Annotated in this window: 18 protein-coding genes; 9 read left to right on the forward strand and 9 right to left on the reverse strand. The window is 53.6% G+C overall.

Annotation, left to right across the window (positions count from 1 at the left end):
• Positions 1–295: 295 nt before the first annotated feature.
• The 8 genes from sdhC to sucD all read left to right on the forward strand — a co-directional run bounded on the left by sdhC (position 296) and on the right by sucD (position 10,093).
• Positions 296–700, forward strand: a complete 405-nt coding sequence (sdhC, locus tag LA337_06535; protein ID UBI17347.1) for a succinate dehydrogenase cytochrome b556 subunit — start codon at positions 296–298, stop codon at positions 698–700.
• On the forward strand, positions 694–1,041 hold the full coding sequence (sdhD, locus tag LA337_06540; protein ID UBI17348.1) for a succinate dehydrogenase membrane anchor subunit: 348 nt from the start codon (positions 694–696) through the stop codon (positions 1,039–1,041). Before sdhC ends, sdhD begins: the two co-directional genes overlap by 7 nt.
• Complete coding sequence (gene sdhA, locus LA337_06545) at positions 1,041–2,807, forward strand: succinate dehydrogenase flavoprotein subunit (protein UBI17349.1); 1,767 nt, start codon at positions 1,041–1,043, stop codon at positions 2,805–2,807. Before sdhD ends, sdhA begins: the two co-directional genes overlap by 1 nt.
• A gap of 15 nt (positions 2,808–2,822) precedes the next feature.
• Positions 2,823–3,539, forward strand: coding sequence for a succinate dehydrogenase iron-sulfur subunit SdhB (gene sdhB, locus LA337_06550; protein ID UBI17350.1), 717 nt, complete (start codon positions 2,823–2,825; stop codon positions 3,537–3,539).
• A gap of 388 nt (positions 3,540–3,927) precedes the next feature.
• Complete coding sequence (gene sucA / locus LA337_06555) at positions 3,928–6,729, forward strand: 2-oxoglutarate dehydrogenase E1 component (GenBank protein ID UBI17351.1); 2,802 nt, start codon at positions 3,928–3,930, stop codon at positions 6,727–6,729.
• Between the two features lie 14 nt (positions 6,730–6,743).
• A complete protein-coding gene (gene odhB, locus LA337_06560; GenBank protein ID UBI17352.1) occupies positions 6,744–7,967 on the forward strand; it encodes a 2-oxoglutarate dehydrogenase complex dihydrolipoyllysine-residue succinyltransferase in 1,224 nt (407 codons plus the stop codon).
• A gap of 90 nt (positions 7,968–8,057) precedes the next feature.
• Positions 8,058–9,224: an ADP-forming succinate--CoA ligase subunit beta gene (sucC, locus tag LA337_06565; GenBank protein ID UBI17353.1), complete on the forward strand. Its 1,167-nt coding sequence runs from the start codon at positions 8,058–8,060 to the stop codon at positions 9,222–9,224.
• The gene (gene sucD / locus LA337_06570; GenBank protein ID UBI17354.1) at positions 9,224–10,093 is read left to right on the forward strand and encodes a succinate--CoA ligase subunit alpha; all 870 of its coding nucleotides are present in this window, start codon (positions 9,224–9,226) and stop codon (positions 10,091–10,093) included. Before sucC ends, sucD begins: the two co-directional genes overlap by 1 nt.
• Positions 10,094–10,191: 98 nt before the next feature.
• Here the strand turns inward: sucD and LA337_06575 are convergent, their stop codons facing one another.
• Genes LA337_06575 through LA337_06610 form a run of 8 tightly spaced genes read right to left on the reverse strand, consistent with a single transcriptional unit; the run spans position 10,192 to position 16,946 of the window.
• Positions 10,192–10,845: an aspartate/glutamate racemase family protein gene (locus tag LA337_06575; GenBank protein UBI17355.1), complete on the reverse strand. Its 654-nt coding sequence runs from the start codon at positions 10,843–10,845 to the stop codon at positions 10,192–10,194.
• Positions 10,842–11,261, reverse strand: a complete 420-nt coding sequence (locus tag LA337_06580) for a heme-binding protein (GenBank protein ID UBI17356.1) — start codon at positions 11,259–11,261, stop codon at positions 10,842–10,844. Before LA337_06580 ends, LA337_06575 begins: the two co-directional genes overlap by 4 nt.
• A 5-nt stretch (positions 11,262–11,266) precedes the next feature.
• Entirely contained in the window at positions 11,267–12,613 is a 1,347-nt protein-coding gene (locus LA337_06585) for a bile acid:sodium symporter family protein (GenBank protein UBI17357.1), read from the reverse strand.
• A 21-nt stretch (positions 12,614–12,634) separates the two neighbouring features.
• Positions 12,635–13,447, reverse strand: a complete 813-nt coding sequence (locus LA337_06590) for a 3-keto-5-aminohexanoate cleavage protein (GenBank protein UBI17358.1) — start codon at positions 13,445–13,447, stop codon at positions 12,635–12,637.
• A 28-nt stretch (positions 13,448–13,475) separates the two neighbouring features.
• Positions 13,476–14,252, reverse strand: a complete 777-nt coding sequence (locus tag LA337_06595; protein UBI17359.1) for a TIM barrel protein — start codon at positions 14,250–14,252, stop codon at positions 13,476–13,478.
• Entirely contained in the window at positions 14,233–15,042 is an 810-nt protein-coding gene (locus LA337_06600) for a DeoR/GlpR family DNA-binding transcription regulator (protein UBI17360.1), read from the reverse strand. The genes LA337_06595 and LA337_06600 overlap by 20 nt, the downstream gene beginning before the upstream one ends.
• A 6-nt stretch (positions 15,043–15,048) precedes the next feature.
• Complete coding sequence (locus tag LA337_06605) at positions 15,049–15,693, reverse strand: aldolase (protein UBI17361.1); 645 nt, start codon at positions 15,691–15,693, stop codon at positions 15,049–15,051.
• Positions 15,690–16,946: a four-carbon acid sugar kinase family protein gene (locus LA337_06610; GenBank protein UBI17362.1), complete on the reverse strand. Its 1,257-nt coding sequence runs from the start codon at positions 16,944–16,946 to the stop codon at positions 15,690–15,692. The genes LA337_06605 and LA337_06610 overlap by 4 nt, the downstream gene beginning before the upstream one ends.
• A gap of 371 nt (positions 16,947–17,317) precedes the next feature.
• Between LA337_06610 and LA337_06615 the strand changes: the two genes are divergently transcribed.
• Entirely contained in the window at positions 17,318–18,211 is an 894-nt protein-coding gene (locus LA337_06615) for a PocR ligand-binding domain-containing protein (GenBank protein ID UBI17363.1), read from the forward strand.
• On the opposite strand, the gene cobA is transcribed toward LA337_06615, so the two are convergent.
• Positions 18,190–18,978, reverse strand: a complete 789-nt coding sequence (cobA, locus tag LA337_06620) for a uroporphyrinogen-III C-methyltransferase (protein ID UBI17364.1) — start codon at positions 18,976–18,978, stop codon at positions 18,190–18,192. The genes LA337_06615 and cobA overlap by 22 nt on opposite strands.
• Positions 18,979–19,159: the final 181 nt, after the last annotated feature.

Raw genomic sequence — 19,159 nt, forward strand, 5'->3', positions numbered from 1 at the left:
GACCTATGTCACTGTTCGGGATAAAACCCGACAAACTATATGTAGGTTAATTGTAATGATTTTGTGAACGTCCTATACTGCCGCCAGGTCTCCGGAATACCCTGCAATCCCGAGCCAACCAGCGTTGTATCGTGTCGTTTTAGCATCTGGAAGCAGTGTTTTATATGACGCGTAGTTATAGTAAGGACGCTGTCTGACCCGCACGCAGACCGGAGGAAGGAAATCCCGTCGTCTTTCAGGCTACAGGTGTCTTCATCTTCTGTACCCGAAGTCCAAAGGGAATAATAAGAACAGCATGTGGGCGTTATTCATGATAAGAAATGTGAAAAAACAAAGACCTGTCAATCTGGATCTGCAAACGATCCGGTTCCCAATCACGGCGATAGCGTCCATTCTCCATCGCGTATCCGGAGTGATCACCTTCGTGGCGGTCGGGATTCTGTTGTGGTTATTGGGTACCAGCCTTTCCTCCCCTGAAGGTTTCCTCACCGCGTCATCCATTATGAATAACTTCTTTGTGGAGTTAATTCTGTGGGGGATCCTGATTGCGCTGGCATATCACGCCGTAATGGGCATTCGCCATCTGTTGATGGATTTTGGCTATATCGAAGAAACCCTCGAAGCAGGGACACGCTCCGCCAAAATTTGTTTCGTTATCATTGTCGTGCTTTCACTTCTCGCAGGAGTCCTCGTATGGTAAGCAACGCCTCCGCATTAGGACGCAACGGCGTACATGACTTCATTCTGGTCCGTGCTACCGCTATCGTTCTGACGTTATACATCATCTATATGGTCGGCTTCTTCGCCACCAGCGGCGAGCTGACGTTTGAAGTCTGGACCGGTTTCTTCTCATCGGCATTCACCAAAGTCTTCACCCTGCTGGCACTTTTCTCCATCTTGATTCATGCCTGGATCGGCATGTGGCAGGTGTTGACCGACTACGTTAAACCTCTGGCTGTGCGCCTGATTCTGCAACTGGCTATCGTCGTTGCGCTGGTGGTTTACGTCATTTATGGATTTGTTGTGGTGTGGGGTGTGTAATGAAACTGCCAGTCAGAGAATTTGATGCTGTTGTGATTGGTGCCGGCGGCGCAGGTATGCGCGCGGCGCTGCAAATTTCCCAGAGCGGTCAGACCTGTGCGCTGCTCTCCAAAGTGTTCCCAACCCGTTCCCATACCGTATCCGCACAAGGTGGCATCACCGTTGCGCTCGGTAATACCCATGAAGATAACTGGGAATGGCACATGTACGACACCGTTAAAGGGTCGGACTACATTGGTGACCAGGACGCTATTGAATATATGTGTAAAACCGGTCCGGAAGCGATTCTGGAGCTGGACCACATGGGGCTGCCGTTCTCTCGCCTCGACAATGGCACAATTTATCAACGTCCGTTTGGCGGCCAGTCGAAGAACTTCGGCGGCGAGCAGGCGGCACGTACCGCGGCAGCGGCAGACCGTACCGGTCATGCGCTGTTGCACACGCTGTATCAGCAGAACCTGAAAAACCACACCACAATTTTCTCCGAGTGGTATGCGCTGGACCTGGTGAAAAACGCCGATGGCGCCGTTGTCGGTTGTACCGCGCTGTGTATCGAAACCGGTGAAGTGGTTTACTTCAAAGCCCGCGCAACCGTGCTGGCGACCGGCGGTGCTGGCCGTATTTATCAGTCCACCACCAATGCCCACATCAACACCGGTGACGGCGTGGGTATGGCTATCCGCGCTGGCGTGCCGGTGCAGGATATGGAGATGTGGCAGTTTCACCCAACCGGCATCGCCGGCGCAGGCGTTCTGGTAACAGAAGGCTGCCGTGGTGAAGGTGGCTACCTGCTGAACAAACACGGCGAGCGCTTTATGGAGCGTTATGCCCCGAACGCGAAAGACCTGGCGGGTCGTGACGTGGTGGCGCGTTCCATCATGATCGAAATCCGTGAAGGTCGCGGCTGCGACGGCCCGTGGGGTCCGCATGCCAAATTGAAACTCGACCACCTGGGTAAAGAAGTGCTGGAATCCCGTCTGCCGGGCATTCTCGAACTGTCTCGTACCTTTGCTCACGTTGACCCGGTCAAAGAGCCGATTCCGGTTATCCCAACCTGCCACTATATGATGGGCGGTATTCCGACCAAAGTGACAGGCCAGGCGCTGACCGTAAACGAACAGGGCGAAGATGTGGTGATCCCGGGGCTGTTTGCTGTCGGCGAAATCGCGTGCGTGTCGGTTCACGGCGCCAACCGTCTGGGCGGCAACTCGCTGCTGGACCTGGTGGTATTTGGTCGTGCGGTGGGGCTGCATCTGCAGGAATCTATCGCTGAGCAGGGTGACCTGCTGGATGCGACCGAAGATGAAATCGATGCTTCTCTGGCGCGCCTGAATCGCTGGAACGGTAACCGCAACGGTGAAGACCCGGTGGCAATTCGCAAAGCGCTGCAGGAATGTATGCAGCACAACTTCTCGGTATTCCGCGAAGGCGATGCGATGGCGAAAGGTCTGGAAGAGCTGAAAGCGATCCGCGAACGTCTGAAAAATGCCCGCCTGGACGATACCTCCAGCGAGTTCAACACCCAGCGCGTTGAGTGTCTGGAGCTGGATAACCTGATGGAGACCGCGTACGCCACTGCAGTATCTGCAAACTTCCGTACCGAAAGCCGCGGCGCGCATAGCCGCTTCGACTTCCCGGAACGTGATGATGAAAACTGGCTGTGCCATTCCCTGTACCTGCCAGAGTCGGAATCCATGACGCGACGTCAAGTCAATATGGAACCGAAGCTGCGCCCGGCATTCCCGCCGAAGATTCGTACTTATTAATGCGGAGACAGGACAATGAAACTCGAGTTTTCAGTTTATCGCTATAACCCGGATGTTGACGACGCTCCGCACATGCAGGATTACACCCTGGAGGCGGAAGAAGGGCGCGACATGATGCTGCTGGATGCATTGATGCAGTTGAAAGAAAAAGATCCGTCGCTGTCGTTTCGTCGCTCCTGCCGTGAAGGGGTTTGTGGCTCCGACGGTCTGAACATGAACGGCAAAAATGGACTGGCCTGTATCACACCTATTTCTGCGCTGAATCAGCCGGGCAAGAAAATTGTCATTCGCCCGCTGCCAGGTTTACCGGTTGTGCGCGATTTGGTGGTAGACATGGGGCAATTCTACGCACAGTATGAGAAGATTAAGCCTTACTTGTTGAATAATGGGAAAAATCCGCCGGCTCGTGAGCATTTACAAATGCCTGAGCAGCGTGAGAAGCTCGATGGGCTGTATGAATGTATTTTGTGTGCATGCTGCTCAACGTCCTGCCCATCATTCTGGTGGAACCCGGACAAGTTTATTGGCCCGGCAGGCCTGCTGGCAGCGTATCGCTTCTTAATTGATAGCCGCGATACCGAGACCGACAGCCGCCTGGAAGGTTTAAGTGACGCTTTCAGCGTATTCCGCTGCCATAGCATCATGAACTGCGTCAGTGTATGTCCGAAAGGGCTGAACCCGACGCGCGCCATCGGCCATATTAAGTCGATGCTGCTCAAACGTAGTGCGTAAGTTGTTGTAGTGGTTGCCGGATGGCGACGTAGCGTCTTATCCGGCCTACAGGTGAAATCCCGTAGGCCTGATAAGCTAAGCGCCATCAGGCAATATAAGTGCAGGAAACCTCTAAAAACTGCCTCTTATCTCTGACAGTTTTTAAAGGTTCCTTCGCGAGCCAAATAAAAAGAGCTCGCAAGTGAACCCCGGCACGCACATCGGTGTGCGTGGTAGTATCCACGGCGAAATACTCGTCATAGATCACGTTGCATGTGCGTTGGCTGCACTTGCTCACCCCGGTCACTTACTGGATGTAAGCTCCCGGGGATTCGCAAGCTTGCCGCCTTCCTGAAACGTGATCTATTTAGAGTATTAAATAAGCAGAAAAGATGCTTAAGGGATCACGATGCAGAACAGCGCTTTGAAAGCCTGGTTGGACTCTTCTTACCTCTCTGGTTCTAACCAGAGCTGGATAGAACAGCTCTATGAAGACTTCTTAACCGACCCTGACTCGGTAGATGCTAACTGGCGTTCGACGTTCCAGCAGTTACCTGGTACCGGAGTCAAACCGGATCAACTCCACTCAAAAACACGTGATTATTTCCGTCGACAGGCGTTGATTACCCCACGTTACTCTTCTTCTATTTCCGACCCTGATGCCAATGTGAAGCAGGTTAAAGTCCTGCAGCTCATTAACGCCTATCGTTTCCGCGGTCATCAGCATGCGAATCTCGATCCGCTGGGACTGTGGCAACAAGAAAATGTGGCCGATCTGGACCCGTCTTTCCACGATCTGACCGATGCGGATTTCCAGGAAAGCTTTAACGTAGGTTCTTTTGCCGGCGGCAAAGACACGATGAAGCTGAGCGACCTGGTTGTCGCGCTGAAACAAACCTACTGCGGCCCGATTGGCGCCGAGTATATGCACATCACCAGCACCGAAGAAAAACGCTGGCTTCAGCAGCGTATCGAGTCTGGCCGTGCCGCGTTCAGTAGTGAAGAGAAAAAACGCTTCCTTAGCGAACTGACCGCAGCAGAAGGTCTGGAACGCTACCTGGGCGCTAAGTTCCCGGGCGCAAAACGCTTCTCGCTGGAAGGCGGTGATGCGTTAATCCCAATGCTCAAAGAGATGATCCGTCACGCTGGTAACAGCGGTACCCGTGAAGTGGTGCTGGGCATGGCGCACCGTGGTCGTCTGAACGTGCTGGTTAACGTACTGGGCAAACGCCCGCAGGAACTGTTCGACGAATTTGCGGGCAAACATAAAGAACACCTCGGCACTGGCGACGTGAAGTACCACATGGGCTTCTCATCGGATATCGAAACCGAAGGCGGTCTGGTGCATCTGGCGCTGGCGTTTAACCCATCGCACCTGGAAATCGTTAGCCCGGTGGTTATCGGTTCCGTACGCGCACGTCTGGACAGGCTGGACGAGCCGAGCAGCAATAAAGTCCTGCCAATCACCATTCACGGTGACGCGGCAGTTACCGGGCAGGGCGTAGTTCAGGAAACCCTGAACATGTCGAAAGCGCGTGGTTACGAAGTGGGCGGTACCGTTCGCATCGTCATCAACAACCAGGTGGGCTTTACTACCTCTAACCCGCTGGATGCGCGTTCCACACCATACTGCACCGACATCGGTAAGATGGTTCAGGCGCCGATTTTCCACGTCAACGCGGATGACCCGGAAGCGGTCGCTTTCGTGACGCGTCTGGCGCTGGATTTCCGTAATACCTTTAAACGCGATGTCTTCATCGATCTGGTGTGCTACCGCCGTCACGGCCACAACGAAGCTGACGAGCCGAGCGCAACCCAGCCGCTGATGTATCAGAAAATCAAAAAGCATCCGACCCCGCGTAAAATCTACGCTGACAAGCTGGAAGCGGACAACGTCGCCACACTGGAAGATGCGACCGAAATGGTCAATCTGTATCGTGACGCGCTGGATGCTGGTGAATGCGTGGTGAAAGAGTGGCGTCCAATGAATATGCACTCCTTCACCTGGTCGCCGTACCTCAACCATGAGTGGGATGAAAACTACCCGAACAAAGTTGAGATGAAGCGTCTGCAGGAGCTGGCAAAACGCATCAGCACCGTGCCTGAAGCGGTTGAAATGCAGTCGCGTGTTGCCAAAATTTACGGCGACCGTCAGGCCATGGCCGCAGGCGAGAAGCTGTTCGACTGGGGCGGCGCAGAGAATCTGGCCTACGCCACGCTGGTCGACGAAGGCATTCCGGTTCGTCTGTCGGGTGAAGATTCCGGTCGCGGAACCTTCTTCCACCGTCACGCGGTGATTCACAACCAGGCGAACGGTTCAACCTACACGCCGCTGCAGCATGTGCATAACGGACAGGGCACGTTCCGCGTATGGGACTCAGTACTGTCTGAAGAAGCCGTGTTAGCGTTCGAGTACGGTTATGCCACCGCAGAACCGCGTACGCTGACCATCTGGGAAGCGCAGTTCGGCGACTTCGCCAACGGTGCGCAGGTGGTTATCGACCAGTTCATCTCTTCCGGCGAGCAGAAATGGGGCCGTATGTGTGGTCTGGTTATGCTGCTGCCGCACGGCTATGAAGGTCAGGGTCCGGAGCACTCCTCCGCGCGTCTGGAACGTTATCTGCAACTTTGCGCTGAGCAAAACATGCAGGTTTGCGTCCCGTCTACCCCGGCACAGGTTTACCACATGTTGCGTCGTCAGGCGCTGCGCGGTATGCGCCGTCCGCTGGTGGTGATGTCACCGAAGTCGCTGCTGCGTCATCCGCTGGCGGTGTCTACGCTGGACGAACTGGCAAATGGCGCCTTCCTGCCAGCCATTGGCGAAGTCGATGAACTTGATCCTAAAGGCGTGAAGCGTGTCGTGATGTGTTCTGGTAAGGTTTATTACGACCTGCTGGAGCAACGCCGCAAAAACGACCAAAAAGATGTCGCCATTGTGCGCATCGAACAGCTCTATCCGTTCCCGCATAAAGCGGTGCAGGAAGCGCTGAAACCGTTTGCTCATGTACATGATTTTGTCTGGTGCCAGGAAGAGCCGCTCAACCAGGGCGCATGGTACTGCAGCCAGCATCATTTCCGTGAAGTAATTCCATTTGGGTCAGCTCTGCGTTATGCAGGTCGCCCGGCCTCTGCCTCTCCGGCAGTAGGATATATGTCTGTTCACCAGAAGCAGCAGCAAGATCTGGTTAATGACGCGCTGAACGTCGATTAAATAAAGGATAAATAATGAGTAGCGTAGATATTCTTGTTCCCGACCTGCCTGAATCCGTAGCGGATGCAACGGTTGCAACCTGGCACAAAAAACCGGGCGATGCAGTACGTCGTGATGAAGTACTGGTAGAAATCGAAACTGACAAAGTGGTACTGGAAGTACCGGCATCAGCGGACGGTATTCTTGATGCGGTTCTGGAAGATGAAGGGACGACCGTCACTTCTCGCCAGATCCTCGGTCGCCTGCGTGAAGGCAACAGCACCGGTAAAGAGACCAGTGCCAAGTCTGAAGAAAAAGATTCTACCCCGGCGCAGCGCCAGCAGGCATCTCTTGCTGAGCAGAATAACGATGCCCTGAGCCCGGCGATCCGTCGCCTGCTGGGTGAGCATAACCTCGAAGCCAGCGCTATCAACGGCACCGGCGTTGGCGGTCGTATCACCCGTGAAGATGTTGAAAAACATCTGGCCAAAGCTCCGGCTGCGAAAGCAGAAGCAAAAGCACCGGCAGCAGCACCAGCCGCACAGCCTGCGCTGGGCGCTCGTGGTGAAAAACGTGTTCCGATGACCCGTCTGCGCAAACGCGTAGCCGAGCGTCTGCTGGAAGCGAAAAACTCCACCGCCATGCTGACCACGTTCAACGAAGTCAACATGAAGCCAATCATGGATCTGCGTAAGCAGTACGGCGACGCGTTCGAAAAACGCCACGGTATCCGTCTGGGCTTTATGTCTTTCTACGTGAAAGCGGTCGTTGAAGCGCTGAAACGCTATCCGGAAGTGAACGCGTCCATCGACGGCGATGACGTGGTTTACCACAACTACTTTGATGTCAGCATGGCGGTTTCCACGCCGCGTGGCCTGGTCACGCCGGTCCTGCGTGATGTGGATCTGCTGGGTATGGCTGATATCGAGAAAAATATCAAAGAACTGGCAGTTAAAGGTCGCGACGGCAAGCTGACGGTCGAAGATCTGACGGGCGGTAACTTCACCATCACTAACGGTGGCGTGTTCGGTTCCCTGATGTCTACGCCGATCATCAACCCACCGCAGAGCGCCATCCTGGGTATGCATGCCATCAAAGATCGTCCGATGGCCGTAGACGGCAAGGTTGAAATCCTGCCGATGATGTATCTGGCGCTGTCTTATGACCACCGTCTGATCGATGGTCGTGAGTCAGTGGGCTTCCTGGTAACCATTAAAGAGTTGCTGGAAGATCCAACGCGTCTGCTGCTGGACGTGTAGTTAATAAGAGTATCACCTGCCCCGTAGGTCTGGACGCTTTTCAGGCCTACGGGTAAAAGATAACGATTACCTGAAGGATGGACAGAACACATGAACTTACATGAATATCAGGCAAAACAACTTTTTGCCCGCTATGGCTTACCGGCACCGGTGGGTTATGCCTGTACTACTCCGCGTGAAGCCGAAGAAGCTGCATCAAAAATTGGCGCAGGCCCGTGGGTAGTGAAATGTCAGGTTCACGCTGGTGGCCGTGGTAAAGCGGGCGGTGTGAAGGTGGTAAACAGCAAAGAAGACATTCGCGCTTTTGCTGAGCACTGGCTGGGTAAACGTCTGGTTACTTACCAGACAGACGCCCAGGGTCAACCGGTAAATCAGATTCTGGTTGAAGCCGCGACCGACATTGGTAAAGAACTCTACCTCGGCGCAGTTGTTGACCGTAGCTCCCGTCGCGTGGTCTTCATGGCCTCCACCGAAGGCGGCGTGGAAATCGAAAAAGTGGCGGAAGAAACCCCGCACCTGATCCACAAAGTGGCGCTCGATCCGCTGGCAGGTCCGATGCCTTACCAGGGCCGTGAGCTGGCGTTCAAACTGGGCCTGGAAGGTAAGCAGGTTCAACAGTTCACCAAGATCTTCATGGGTCTGGCGACTATCTTCCTGGAGCGCGACCTGGCGCTGATCGAAATTAACCCGCTGGTGGTGACCAAACAGGGTGACCTGATCTGCCTCGACGGCAAACTGGGCGCTGACGGCAACGCGCTGTTCCGCCAGGCTGACCTGCGTGAAATGCGCGACCAGTCTCAGGAAGATCCGCGTGAAGCGCAGGCTGCACAGTGGGAACTGAACTACGTCGCACTGGACGGCAACATCGGTTGTATGGTTAACGGCGCGGGCCTGGCAATGGGCACCATGGACATCGTTAAGCTGCACGGCGGCGAACCGGCTAACTTCCTCGACGTGGGCGGCGGTGCGACCAAAGAGCGTGTAACCGAAGCGTTCAAAATTATTCTCTCTGACGACAATGTTAAAGCCGTACTGGTTAACATCTTCGGCGGTATCGTACGTTGCGACCTGATCGCTGACGGTATCATCGGCGCGGTAGCAGAAGTGGGCGTTAACGTTCCGGTCGTGGTCCGTCTGGAAGGTAACAACGCTGAACTCGGCGCGAAAAAACTGGCTGATAGCGGCCTGAATATTATTGCAGCGAAAAGTCTGACGGATGCAGCTCAGCAGGTTGTTGCCGCAGTGGAGGGGAAATAATGTCAGTTTTAATTAATAAAGATACCAAGGTTATCTGCCAGGGCTTCACCGGTAGCCAGGGGACATTCCACTCTGAACAAGCGATTGCTTACGGAACACAAATGGTCGGCGGTGTAACGCCTGGCAAAGGCGGCACCACGCACCTGGGGCTGCCGGTGTTTAACACCGTACGTGAAGCGGTAGAAGCGACCGGCGCCACCGCCACCGTTATCTACGTTCCGGCACCGTTCTGCAAAGACTCCATTCTGGAAGCGATTGATGCAGGCATCAAACTGATCATCACCATCACCGAAGGCATCCCGACGCTGGATATGCTGACCGTGAAAGTGAAGCTCGATGAAGCCGGCGTGCGCATGATCGGCCCGAACTGCCCAGGCGTTATCACCCCGGGCGAATGCAAAATCGGCATCATGCCGGGCCATATTCATAAGCCGGGTAAAGTGGGCATCGTTTCCCGTTCCGGTACGCTGACCTATGAAGCGGTTAAGCAGACCACCGACTACGGTTTCGGCCAGTCTACCTGTGTGGGCATCGGCGGCGACCCGATCCCTGGCTCTAACTTCATCGACATCCTGAAGCTGTTCCAGGAAGATCCGCAGACTGAAGCGATCGTCATGATCGGTGAGATCGGCGGCAGCGCGGAAGAAGAAGCGGCGGCTTATATCAAAGATCACGTGACCAAGCCGGTTGTGGGCTACATCGCTGGCGTTACCGCGCCGAAAGGCAAACGTATGGGACACGCGGGGGCAATCATCGCAGGTGGTAAAGGTACGGCGGATGAGAAATTTGCTGCGCTGGAAGCCGCAGGCGTGAAAACTGTTCGTAGCCTGGCCGATATTGGCGAAGCGCTGAAAACCGTTATTAAGTAAGAACTAAAAAAAACAGCCCTGACTCTCTGCATAGTCAAGGGCTGGTCCCGTTTCGACATGGTTGGCCATCTGATGATGGCCTTTTTTTTGCCCGTAACTCAGCTTTCCGCCAGCGCCTTCAGCCAGCGAATGCCGCTTTCCGGTGAGGTCATTACCGGTACCGGCGGGGCAGGGAGCTGCCGTAACACCCGCGCCATCGAGGCCTGCGCCAGCATCACGACATCCGCCTGGCTAAAGGCGCTCTGTAATCCTTCACTGACGATACGGTCATGGGTGTCCATATCTCCTGCTAACAGCGCATGGAAGGCGTCTTCCATTAATATCGGCGTGATAGTGCGCTGCTGACCGCTCTGTTGGACTTTGCGCTGCACGTAATCCAGCGTCGGCTTCAGCGTGGTGGCGACGGTAGCCAGCACGGCGATCCGCTCGCCTTTTTCAATCGCCTCTTCCACCATCGCGCAGTCAATGCGCGCGAGCTGGAGTGTGGTCATAAACTGGCATTGTTCCACCGCAGTACCAATTGAGGAACAGGCGGTAATAAAGATATCGCAGTCCGCCTTTTCAGCAATATGCACATAGTCGGCGATACGAGCGGCAATATCTGGCGTCACGCCCTGGGCCTTCATTACCTGCTTGATCATGGATTCTTCAACCAGGTGCATAACTTCCACGTCCGGCATAATGTCGGCGATCAGTTGTTGCATCATCGCAAGCGTGGCTGCACTGGTATGCAGCATGGCGACTTTTTTCATTGGGCAATCTCCTTGAGTAACGTTTCCGCGACGGCCAGCGCCGCATCATGATCTTCCTGTGCGGATAAACCGCCTACCGCGACGGCTCCGAGGCATTTCCCTTGGTGCAGAATCGGGATCCCGCCCGGCAGCGCTGTAAAACGCGGGTCGGCAAAATAGCTAATATCCAGTTGCTCTTTCTGCAGACGCTGTAAAAATGCCTGCGTTGTGCAACCCAGGCGGCTACTGGTGCGCGCTTTACGCTGGGTTAACTCGATGGTTAACAGTTTGGCGTTATCCATCCGCGCAAAGCTAAGCAGTTCTCCATTGGTATCGCATACGGCCACGCTTAATGGGCGATCTGCATAACATGTTTCGGCGAGCTCTAGCGCACAGGTTACGGCGCGCAGGGCGTGTCCCAGAGTGAGAGTTTTCATCGTGATTATCCTTTCGACAGATTTTCGCAAGCGGGTTGAACGGGATCTTTAGCTGCAGCTGCCTGCGCCTGTCTGGCGTCTTTTTTGCGCCAGTAGTTGGCGAGCAGCGAGCCGCTAACGTTGCCCAGCGGTGTCATCACCGCTGATGCGAGGCCAACGGTTGCCAGTTTGCCCATCGCCGCGGCAAGCCCGGACGCCATACCGCCGTTTTGCAGTCCGACTTCAAAGGCCACGGTACGGGCAGACTGCACGTCCATGCGGAAGATCCAGCGGCTCATCAGATAGCCAATCAGGAAACCACCGAGGTTGTGCATCAACATGGCGAAGCAGAGCAGGAAGCCGACCTGTACCAGGTTGTCGCGTCCGGCTGCGGCTGCGGTGGTGGTAAAGAAAATGATCCCCATCATTGAGATGGTTGGCATGACCTTCTTCACGCCCGCCACGCGGCCATACAGCCAGTTGTAGAACAATGCCCAGACGAAACCGCCTGCCATGAAGTTGAGGACTACCGCGTACATCTGCGCTTCGGCGCTGGCGTGACCAAACAGCGCGTCCCAGCCGCCGGCAATCATATACAGCAGCCAAAGTGCGCCGATCCCGGCAAGCACCTGCACAACACGGCGACCGCGTACGCCTGCATAGGTTTTCAGATAGTCATGCAGAATTGCCGCGCCGATGGGAATTAATACGATTTTCACCACGTCCATCACCATCGCGGTGAGCTGGATATCGATCATCGAACCCGCCAGCAGATTAACCCACAGCGGCGTCATCACCGTTGCCGCCAGCGTTGAGACGGCGGCGATTGACACCGCCAGCGCGAGGTTGGCGTTGGCGATGTAAACCATCACCGTCGACGAGAGACCGCTGGGGCAAGCGCCAATCAATAAAATGCCTACCGCGACTTCAGGCGGAAAATTGAATACCAGAGTGATGGTCAGGCCGAGCAGGGGCATGATCACGAAATGGCAGAAGGTACCGATAAACACGGCCCACGGCATTTTGGCGACATCAATAAAATCCTGGATTGTTAGTTTAGTGCCCATGCTGAACATGGTGGCCTGAATCACGAGGAACACGATCCATTTATGGGTGATATTGAAACCGCCCCAGACGATCAGATCCGTAGACCAGGTCATGGCGGCAACAAAACCGGCGATGATCCACAGCGTAAACTGATAGCTGCGTAAACCAGGCCAGTAGCCTGCACCGGCGGCGAATCCGGCGGTGAACATCACCAGCCCCGGCTGCCACAGGGCCGCGGACTGGATGAGTGCGCCGATAATCGCCAGCGCCGCGCCCGCAACGCTGACGCCGAGTCCGGTTTTGTGAATAACAGTGGTCATAGTCATGTTGAAATGTCCTTGCTGTTGTTATTGCTGCCGGGGAGGAATAGATAACATGCGCCGCGCAATTTCCGGTGTGGCGACTTTTTTATCCATACTCTGAATGAGCGTAGCGAGTTTGGCGACCTGCTGATAATTATGCTGCGCTTTTTCTTCGGTGCTTAAATAATAACTATCTTCAAAGCCGATTCGCACTTCACTGGCCCCCATAGCGACGGCAGCAGCGATAATATCGAAATTCTTTCTGCCAAAATGGGTAATTCCCCATAAGGCGTCGCGTGGGATCATGCTACGCAAAGCAATTAATGCGTCAACGGTAGCAGGCGTACTGCCGCGGTGACCGAGAACGATATTAAAGAGCATGGGTTTTTGAAATTTTATTTTATCTTCAAGCATCAGGATGTTATTAATCATGCCGATTTCAAAAACTTCAAACTCTGGAATAATATGGCGTTCGGTTATTTGCCGGGAACAATATTCCACATCCGGAGCGGGATTAAAGTACACCGCATCACCAAGGTTGACGGAACCGACGTTCAGCGAAGCCATTTCCACGCCGGGGCAGTCCAGTGGCGCGCAGCGTTCGGCGATGGACATTGAAGAGACGCCGCCGGTAGAAGCCTGAATAATCAGGTCCGAATGGCGCATTACGCGGTCGATGGTTGCCTGAAAGTCGGTAGTATCTGGTGTCAGGCGTCCCTGTTTATCGCGAACGTGTAAATGCACGATGGACGCGCCATGTTCTACGCTGGCGAGTATTTCCTGCGCCAGTTCTTCGGGTATAACTCTGGGGCAATCCGCGGCAACAGGTGCCAGCGAAATAATAACAGTATCCGACATTTTTTCCTCCGGTACAGAGATATTAAAATTATAGGTAAGGCGTCATCCAGTTTAATGAGTCGGGCCCTGATGTTGACGGTTGATATTCACAGCCAATCCAGTCCTGGTAATTCATTTTTCTTATAAAATCAAATAACCATGTTTCATTTAATTCCCCGGTTCCCGGTTCATGACGATAAGGAACAGAAGCGATTTGAAAATATTTAATAAGGGTAAAATAGCGTTCGATATTTTTCGCCACGTTGCCATGAATTTTCTGACAGTGGTAAATATCAAACTGTAAGCCGATATTTTTCCTGGCAACTTCGTGAATAATTGACTCGGCCAGCGGAAAACTGTCAATAAAATAACCGGGCATATCCTGCGAATTTAATGGTTCAATCAGTACATCGATTTCCGCGTCTGCCATCACATCGCAGGCGATGCGCAGCCGGTTCGTCAGGAGATCGCGCTGGGCGTGTAGCGTCAGGTCGTCGCAGCGCAAGCCGGCCATAACGTGAACCCGGCGACAGCCCAGCGCCGTGGCATAATCGCGCGCCACGTTCAGGCTATGGCGAAATTCTTTGTCTCGATCGGGCTGTGCGGCCAGCCCTCGTTCACCTTGCGCCCAGTTGCCAGCCGGGGCGTTCATCAGCACCACCGGCAGGGATGTTTCCCGCTGAGCGGCTCGCAAATGCTCCAGCGGGTGCTGCCAGAGAAACAGCCCTTCTACGCCGCGAAAACCGGCCGCCTGCGCCGCCGCAAATCGCGCCGCTATCGGTAAATCTGTAAACAACCAGTCGAGATTAGCCGCTAACTTCAGCATGGCGCGCACCCTCCCGGCCATCAACCAGATGCAGCTTAACGCCCTGACTGGCAATAGTTTGCTGAGCGTTTTCCGGTAACCGATTATCAGAAATAATGTCGGTCAACTGCTGCAGACCGCAGATGTGAAACATGCCGTATTTGCCAAACTTACTGCTGTCGCAGACCAGCACCCGACGCCGGGAGACGGTGAGCACCGCTTCTTTGACCGAGGCTTTCCCTTCACTCGGTGTCGACATACCGCGTTCGGTATCCCATGACGAGGAGCTCAGAAACGCCACGTCAATATTAATGGTACGCAGAAAACTGGCGGCGCTTTTTCCAAGACATGAGCGGTTACGTTGATCCACCAGACCGCCGGTGTGATAGAGCGTAATGTGCGGCATATCCATCAAGTAGTGGCTGATGGAAAAATCGTTGGTGACTACCGTCAGATTGAAACAGTGGCTGGCGGCGACCGCTTTCGCCACTTCAAACAACGACGTTCCGGCATCCAGATACAGCGTTTGTCCGGGCTCAATGAGCATTGCGGCAAGCTGGCCCATTTTGCGCTTCACGTCATGATTCAACTCAGCTTTTTCCCGCCATGGCAGTTCCGATTTCAACAGGTTATTGAGCTTCACGCCGCCGTTAATGGCGATAACTTTGCCTTCTTCTTCCAGCAATTGAATGTCGCGGCGCACGGTCATATGCGACACGCTCATCAAATCTGCCAGTTCATTAAATGAGGCGGCATTTTTTTCGTGCACGTAGCGGTAGATAAAATCACGTCGTTGCTCGGGGATCATCATCTCACCTCACGCTTGTCGGGAATGTTCAAGTTCGGCCACCGCCTCTTCTGAGAGCGGAACATAGCCGAGCGGTTTTAACGTCAGCCAGATGCGGGCGCTGTCTTCCAGCTCTTCGGCGTTAAACACTGCCTCACGCAGCGAGCGACCGCTTACTACCGGCCCGTGGTTGGCCAGCAGCGCTGCCGTATGGTCTGCTGCAATTTCACTCAGCGCGCTGGCAATACCTTCATGGCCTGGCTTGAAATAAGGCAGCAGCGGCAACTGCCCGACGCGCATCACGTAGTACGGCGTTAATGGCGGCAGACAGTTTTCCGGCGTGGTGCACGGCAGGCAGGAGAGCGCGGTCAGCCATGGAGAATGCAGGTGCACGACCGCGCCGCAGGATGGGCGATGCCGATACCACGCCAGATGCATGGGCACCTCTTTTGAGGGGCTGTCACCGCTTAGATGAACGCCGTTGGCATCAAGCCGACTTAGCGTGGCCGGATTAAGCTCGCCCAGACAGGAGTTGGTCGGGGTCACCAGATAGCCGCCATCCGGCAGTTTGGCGCTGAGATTGCCGGAACCGCCGCTACTGTAGCCGCGCATAAACAGGGAACGGCCATAATGGACGAGTAGTTCGCGCAGTTGGTGTTCACTCACCGGATTCATAATGCGTACTCCTGGGCAGTAAAAAAGAAATCTTCGTCACCAAAGTTGCCTGACTTCAGCGCCAGCGCCAGACCGGAAGAAAAGACCCACGGCACGCCTGGCGCGATGGCTTTGCCAACGGAAAGACGCTTCACCTGCAAGGCTTCCACCACGGTGCCGGATGTTTCTCCGCCTGCGACAATAAAAGTGTTTACACCTGCAGCCTGTAGCCTGGCGCTCAGTCGGGCAAAAGCGTGTTCGATTGCCTGGCTGGCAGCCTGTTCGCCGTACTCCTGTTGAATGCGTGTGAGTACGTCTGGCGGTTGGGTGGCGTATATCATCGGCGCGAATGGGTCGTTGATATGCGTCATCGTCCAGGCACACAGTTCATCGGTGTAGCGTTCTGCATCAGACAGGCAGCGAGCGACATCGAGTACTCGAGATGCTGCCGCGGCCTTATAACGAGTAACCTGACGATTGCTCATCGCCGAGCAACTACCGGAGAACACCACCGTTTTGGCAGGCAGTGGAAAAGCGTCCGACGGCTGGGGTTGCTGACCTCTGGCGCAGGCGGCCAGCGCGCCGCCAAGCCCGGAGCCCCCGGCTAACAGAGGACTGGCATGGAGTGCTTGCGCCAGCGTGTTGAGATCTGCTTCATCCAGCGTATCGACGATAATGTGACGCATACCTTCAGCCTGAAGTTGGGCCAGAGCGTTAGTGACCGCTTCCACACCTTGATGCAGCGTCCTGAGGTTGATGCAGCCAACCGCGCCTGGCGTTTGCGCGCTCAGCAGGCGCGGCAGGCTGGCATCGGTCATGGGATTGAGCGGATGCTTTTCCATTCCGGACTCGTTAAGCAGTACGCCGTTTACAAAAAGATGGCCGTGCACCACCGTGCGCCCGTTTTGCGGCAGGGCGGGGCAGTGGACGATCACAGGAGTCTGCAGGTCGTTCATCAACGCATCGCTGACTGGTCCAATGTTGCCTGTTGGCGTGGAGTCAAACGTTGAACAATATTTAAAATAGATCTGGCGGACGCCTGCCTTTTGTTTCAGCCAGCGGGCACAGGACAGAGACTGTGCGACGGCCTGTTCTGCGGGTAAAGAGCGACTTTTTAGCGAGATGACGATAGCGTCAACCTCTTCATTCCAGCATTGAGCGGGATCAGGCATTCCAGGCAATAGCGCAACGCGCCACCCCTGCTGCGCCATAAAGCTTGCAATGTCCGTTGCGCCGGTGAAATCGTCGGCGATAACGCCTGTGGTGACGGCCATGGATCAACTCCGTTCAGATTGTTTGCTAATTGAACATATTATTCAGGAGGGCCTTTCACATTCACATGATGATTATCACAAATAAGCACATCATTGATTCACAGTAAAAATGAGTAATCTATTGAAAATAATAGAGATAGATGTTGAGTGTTGCGAAAAGAGTCTCACAAGAGAGTGTGAAGATTCGTTAATCTTTGAGAAAGTGAAGTCAGCGGTGTGCAACGGAGTATTATCGTGGTCGCATAATTCTCTTGCCGATTGATCATAATCATCTGCATAAATGAGATTATTTTTTGCGGTGAGCATCATTCTTTCTTGAGACTAAATTTTGCATATTAGCGACTTTAATATTGTTAATGCCGGAGGATAACGTGCCGCTGAAAATCCAGGATGACTATTTACAACGTTTTTTCTCTATCGCAGAACTCTTCTCCCGTGCAACCGGGTTAGCTACGGTCGTCGTTGATATTAATGGTAAGGCGGTGTCTAAGTGTCATAATTTTAATTCGTTTTGCTCATTAATGCGTGCGGATGAACGCTATCGAGCGGGTTGCCAAAAATGCGACAAGTATTGTGCTTTTGAGGCGTTAAAACAGCTTAAACCCAGAATACTCACCTGTCATGCGGGACTAAGCCTGTTCTCGATGCCATTAATTCGAGAGGGGCATCTTTACGGTTTTATTATCTGCGGGCAGGTGCGGGTAAAGTTTCAGGAATATAAGGCTATCGTTATTGATAATAAATTCTCATGGGTTGATAACCCCATGCTTAAAGCTGAGTGGGGCCAGTCTGCGGTAGTGGATAATAATGCGCTGGCGGCAGCAGCAAATTTGTTAAGTTTTATTGTTGATAATTTTGAGAAACAACAGTTGATTACTGAGGAGATTTCAGTTCCGCCAACCCGTTACGCTCGTCATTATTTTACTGAACCTTCGCGTCACGAGAAAAAACTTATGGCGGCGCTGCGTTACATTGATGAAAATCTGTATGGTGAATTGTCTTTGGAAGCCGTCGCTGCTCATGTTTGTTTAAGCGCAAACTATTTCAGCCGGTTTTTCAAGAAACGCCAGGGCGTTAATTTTAAAACCTGGGTAAGTCAGAAAAGAATGCAAAAAGCGGGGGAGTTATTACACGATCCGGTTCATTCTATAGACAGTATTGCGCGGAAACTGCAATACGCACAAACCAGCTACTTTTGCCGCGTTTTTCGGGCGGCGCATCAAACGTCGCCCCAGTCTTTTCGTCACGCCAGACTTTCGCAGTAAAGGTTTTCTGGCAGTGTGATGGCTTCAGGTATAAAAGAGAGCCGATCGCTCAGGGTCACTACATCACCGATGACAATCAGCGCCGGTGGAAGGATGTTTGCTTCCTGAGCTTTACTCAGTAATGAACCGAGCGTACAGGTCAGGCGGCGTTGATTTTCTCGGGTCGCGGACATAATTAGCGCGGCGGGCGTGTCTGCTGATTTCCCACCCATCAACAGCTCTTCACAGATAAACGCCAGATTGGCGATACCCATGACGATGACCAACGTACCGTTAAGCTTCGCCAGTTGACGCCAGTCCTGCTGCTGATTGCCTTCCCGTGTATGACCCGTTACCACGTGAAAGCCAGAGGCAAAATCGCGATGTGTCACTGGGATCCCGGCATAGGTCAGGCCACCAATAGTAGAACTAATACCCGGTACGACTTCGAAAGGGATGCCAGTCTCAACCAGGTCCTCTACCTCTTCAGCCCCACGGCCAAAAACATAGGGATCACCACCTTTGAGGCGCACGATGTTGTGATGCGTGTGGGCATACTGGACCAGCAGAGCATTGATTTCATCCTGGGGAACACAATGGAAGCCTGGGTTTTTGCCGACATTCACGAGCAGGCAATCAGGTAATGCCCATTCCAAAATTTTAGGATTGACCAGCCGATCGTAAATAATGACGTCAGCCTGTTTAATGCACATCATCGCTTTGAGAGTCAGTAATGAAATATCACCGGGACCTGCTCCAACGAGCCAGACCTTTCCGAAAGTTTTCACAGTGTGTCCTTTATCACGTCTATCAAAAAGTGGCAGAAACTACATCAAGGAATGATTAAAAGCAGTCGTTTGCCCGTAAGTTATAACGTGAAATTATCCAGAATTATCGCATGGATAATATTGATTAATCTCGCAAAGTTTTTTCTGCAATAAACAAGATGACTTGAAAAATTATTAAGAA

Source organism: Citrobacter europaeus (assembly GCA_020099315.1).
Taxonomy (GTDB): Bacteria; Pseudomonadota; Gammaproteobacteria; order Enterobacterales; family Enterobacteriaceae; genus Citrobacter; species Citrobacter europaeus.

Excerpts from the sequence above, each read along its gene's own strand:
- LA337_06575 (UBI17355.1), bottom strand. The coding sequence starts at position 10,845 with ATGAAAAAAGTCGCCATGCTGCATACCAGTGCAGCCACGCTTGCGATG.
- sucC (UBI17353.1), top strand. The coding sequence starts at position 8,058 with ATGAACTTACATGAATATCAGGCAAAACAACTTTTTGCCCGCTATGGC.
- LA337_06585 (UBI17357.1), bottom strand. The coding sequence starts at position 12,613 with ATGACTATGACCACTGTTATTCACAAAACCGGACTCGGCGTCAGCGTT.
- LA337_06600 (UBI17360.1), bottom strand. The coding sequence starts at position 15,042 with ATGATGATCCCCGAGCAACGACGTGATTTTATCTACCGCTACGTGCAC.
- sucA (UBI17351.1), top strand. The coding sequence starts at position 3,928 with ATGCAGAACAGCGCTTTGAAAGCCTGGTTGGACTCTTCTTACCTCTCT.
- sdhA (UBI17349.1), top strand. The coding sequence starts at position 1,041 with ATGAAACTGCCAGTCAGAGAATTTGATGCTGTTGTGATTGGTGCCGGC.
- sdhC (UBI17347.1), top strand. The coding sequence starts at position 296 with ATGTGGGCGTTATTCATGATAAGAAATGTGAAAAAACAAAGACCTGTC.
- LA337_06595 (UBI17359.1), bottom strand. The coding sequence starts at position 14,252 with ATGCTGAAGTTAGCGGCTAATCTCGACTGGTTGTTTACAGATTTACCG.
- LA337_06610 (UBI17362.1), bottom strand. The coding sequence starts at position 16,946 with ATGGCCGTCACCACAGGCGTTATCGCCGACGATTTCACCGGCGCAACG.
- LA337_06605 (UBI17361.1), bottom strand. The coding sequence starts at position 15,693 with ATGAATCCGGTGAGTGAACACCAACTGCGCGAACTACTCGTCCATTAT.
- LA337_06590 (UBI17358.1), bottom strand. The coding sequence starts at position 13,447 with ATGTCGGATACTGTTATTATTTCGCTGGCACCTGTTGCCGCGGATTGC.
- odhB (UBI17352.1), top strand. The coding sequence starts at position 6,744 with ATGAGTAGCGTAGATATTCTTGTTCCCGACCTGCCTGAATCCGTAGCG.
- LA337_06580 (UBI17356.1), bottom strand. The coding sequence starts at position 11,261 with ATGAAAACTCTCACTCTGGGACACGCCCTGCGCGCCGTAACCTGTGCG.
- sucD (UBI17354.1), top strand. The coding sequence starts at position 9,224 with ATGTCAGTTTTAATTAATAAAGATACCAAGGTTATCTGCCAGGGCTTC.
- sdhB (UBI17350.1), top strand. The coding sequence starts at position 2,823 with ATGAAACTCGAGTTTTCAGTTTATCGCTATAACCCGGATGTTGACGAC.
- sdhD (UBI17348.1), top strand. The coding sequence starts at position 694 with ATGGTAAGCAACGCCTCCGCATTAGGACGCAACGGCGTACATGACTTC.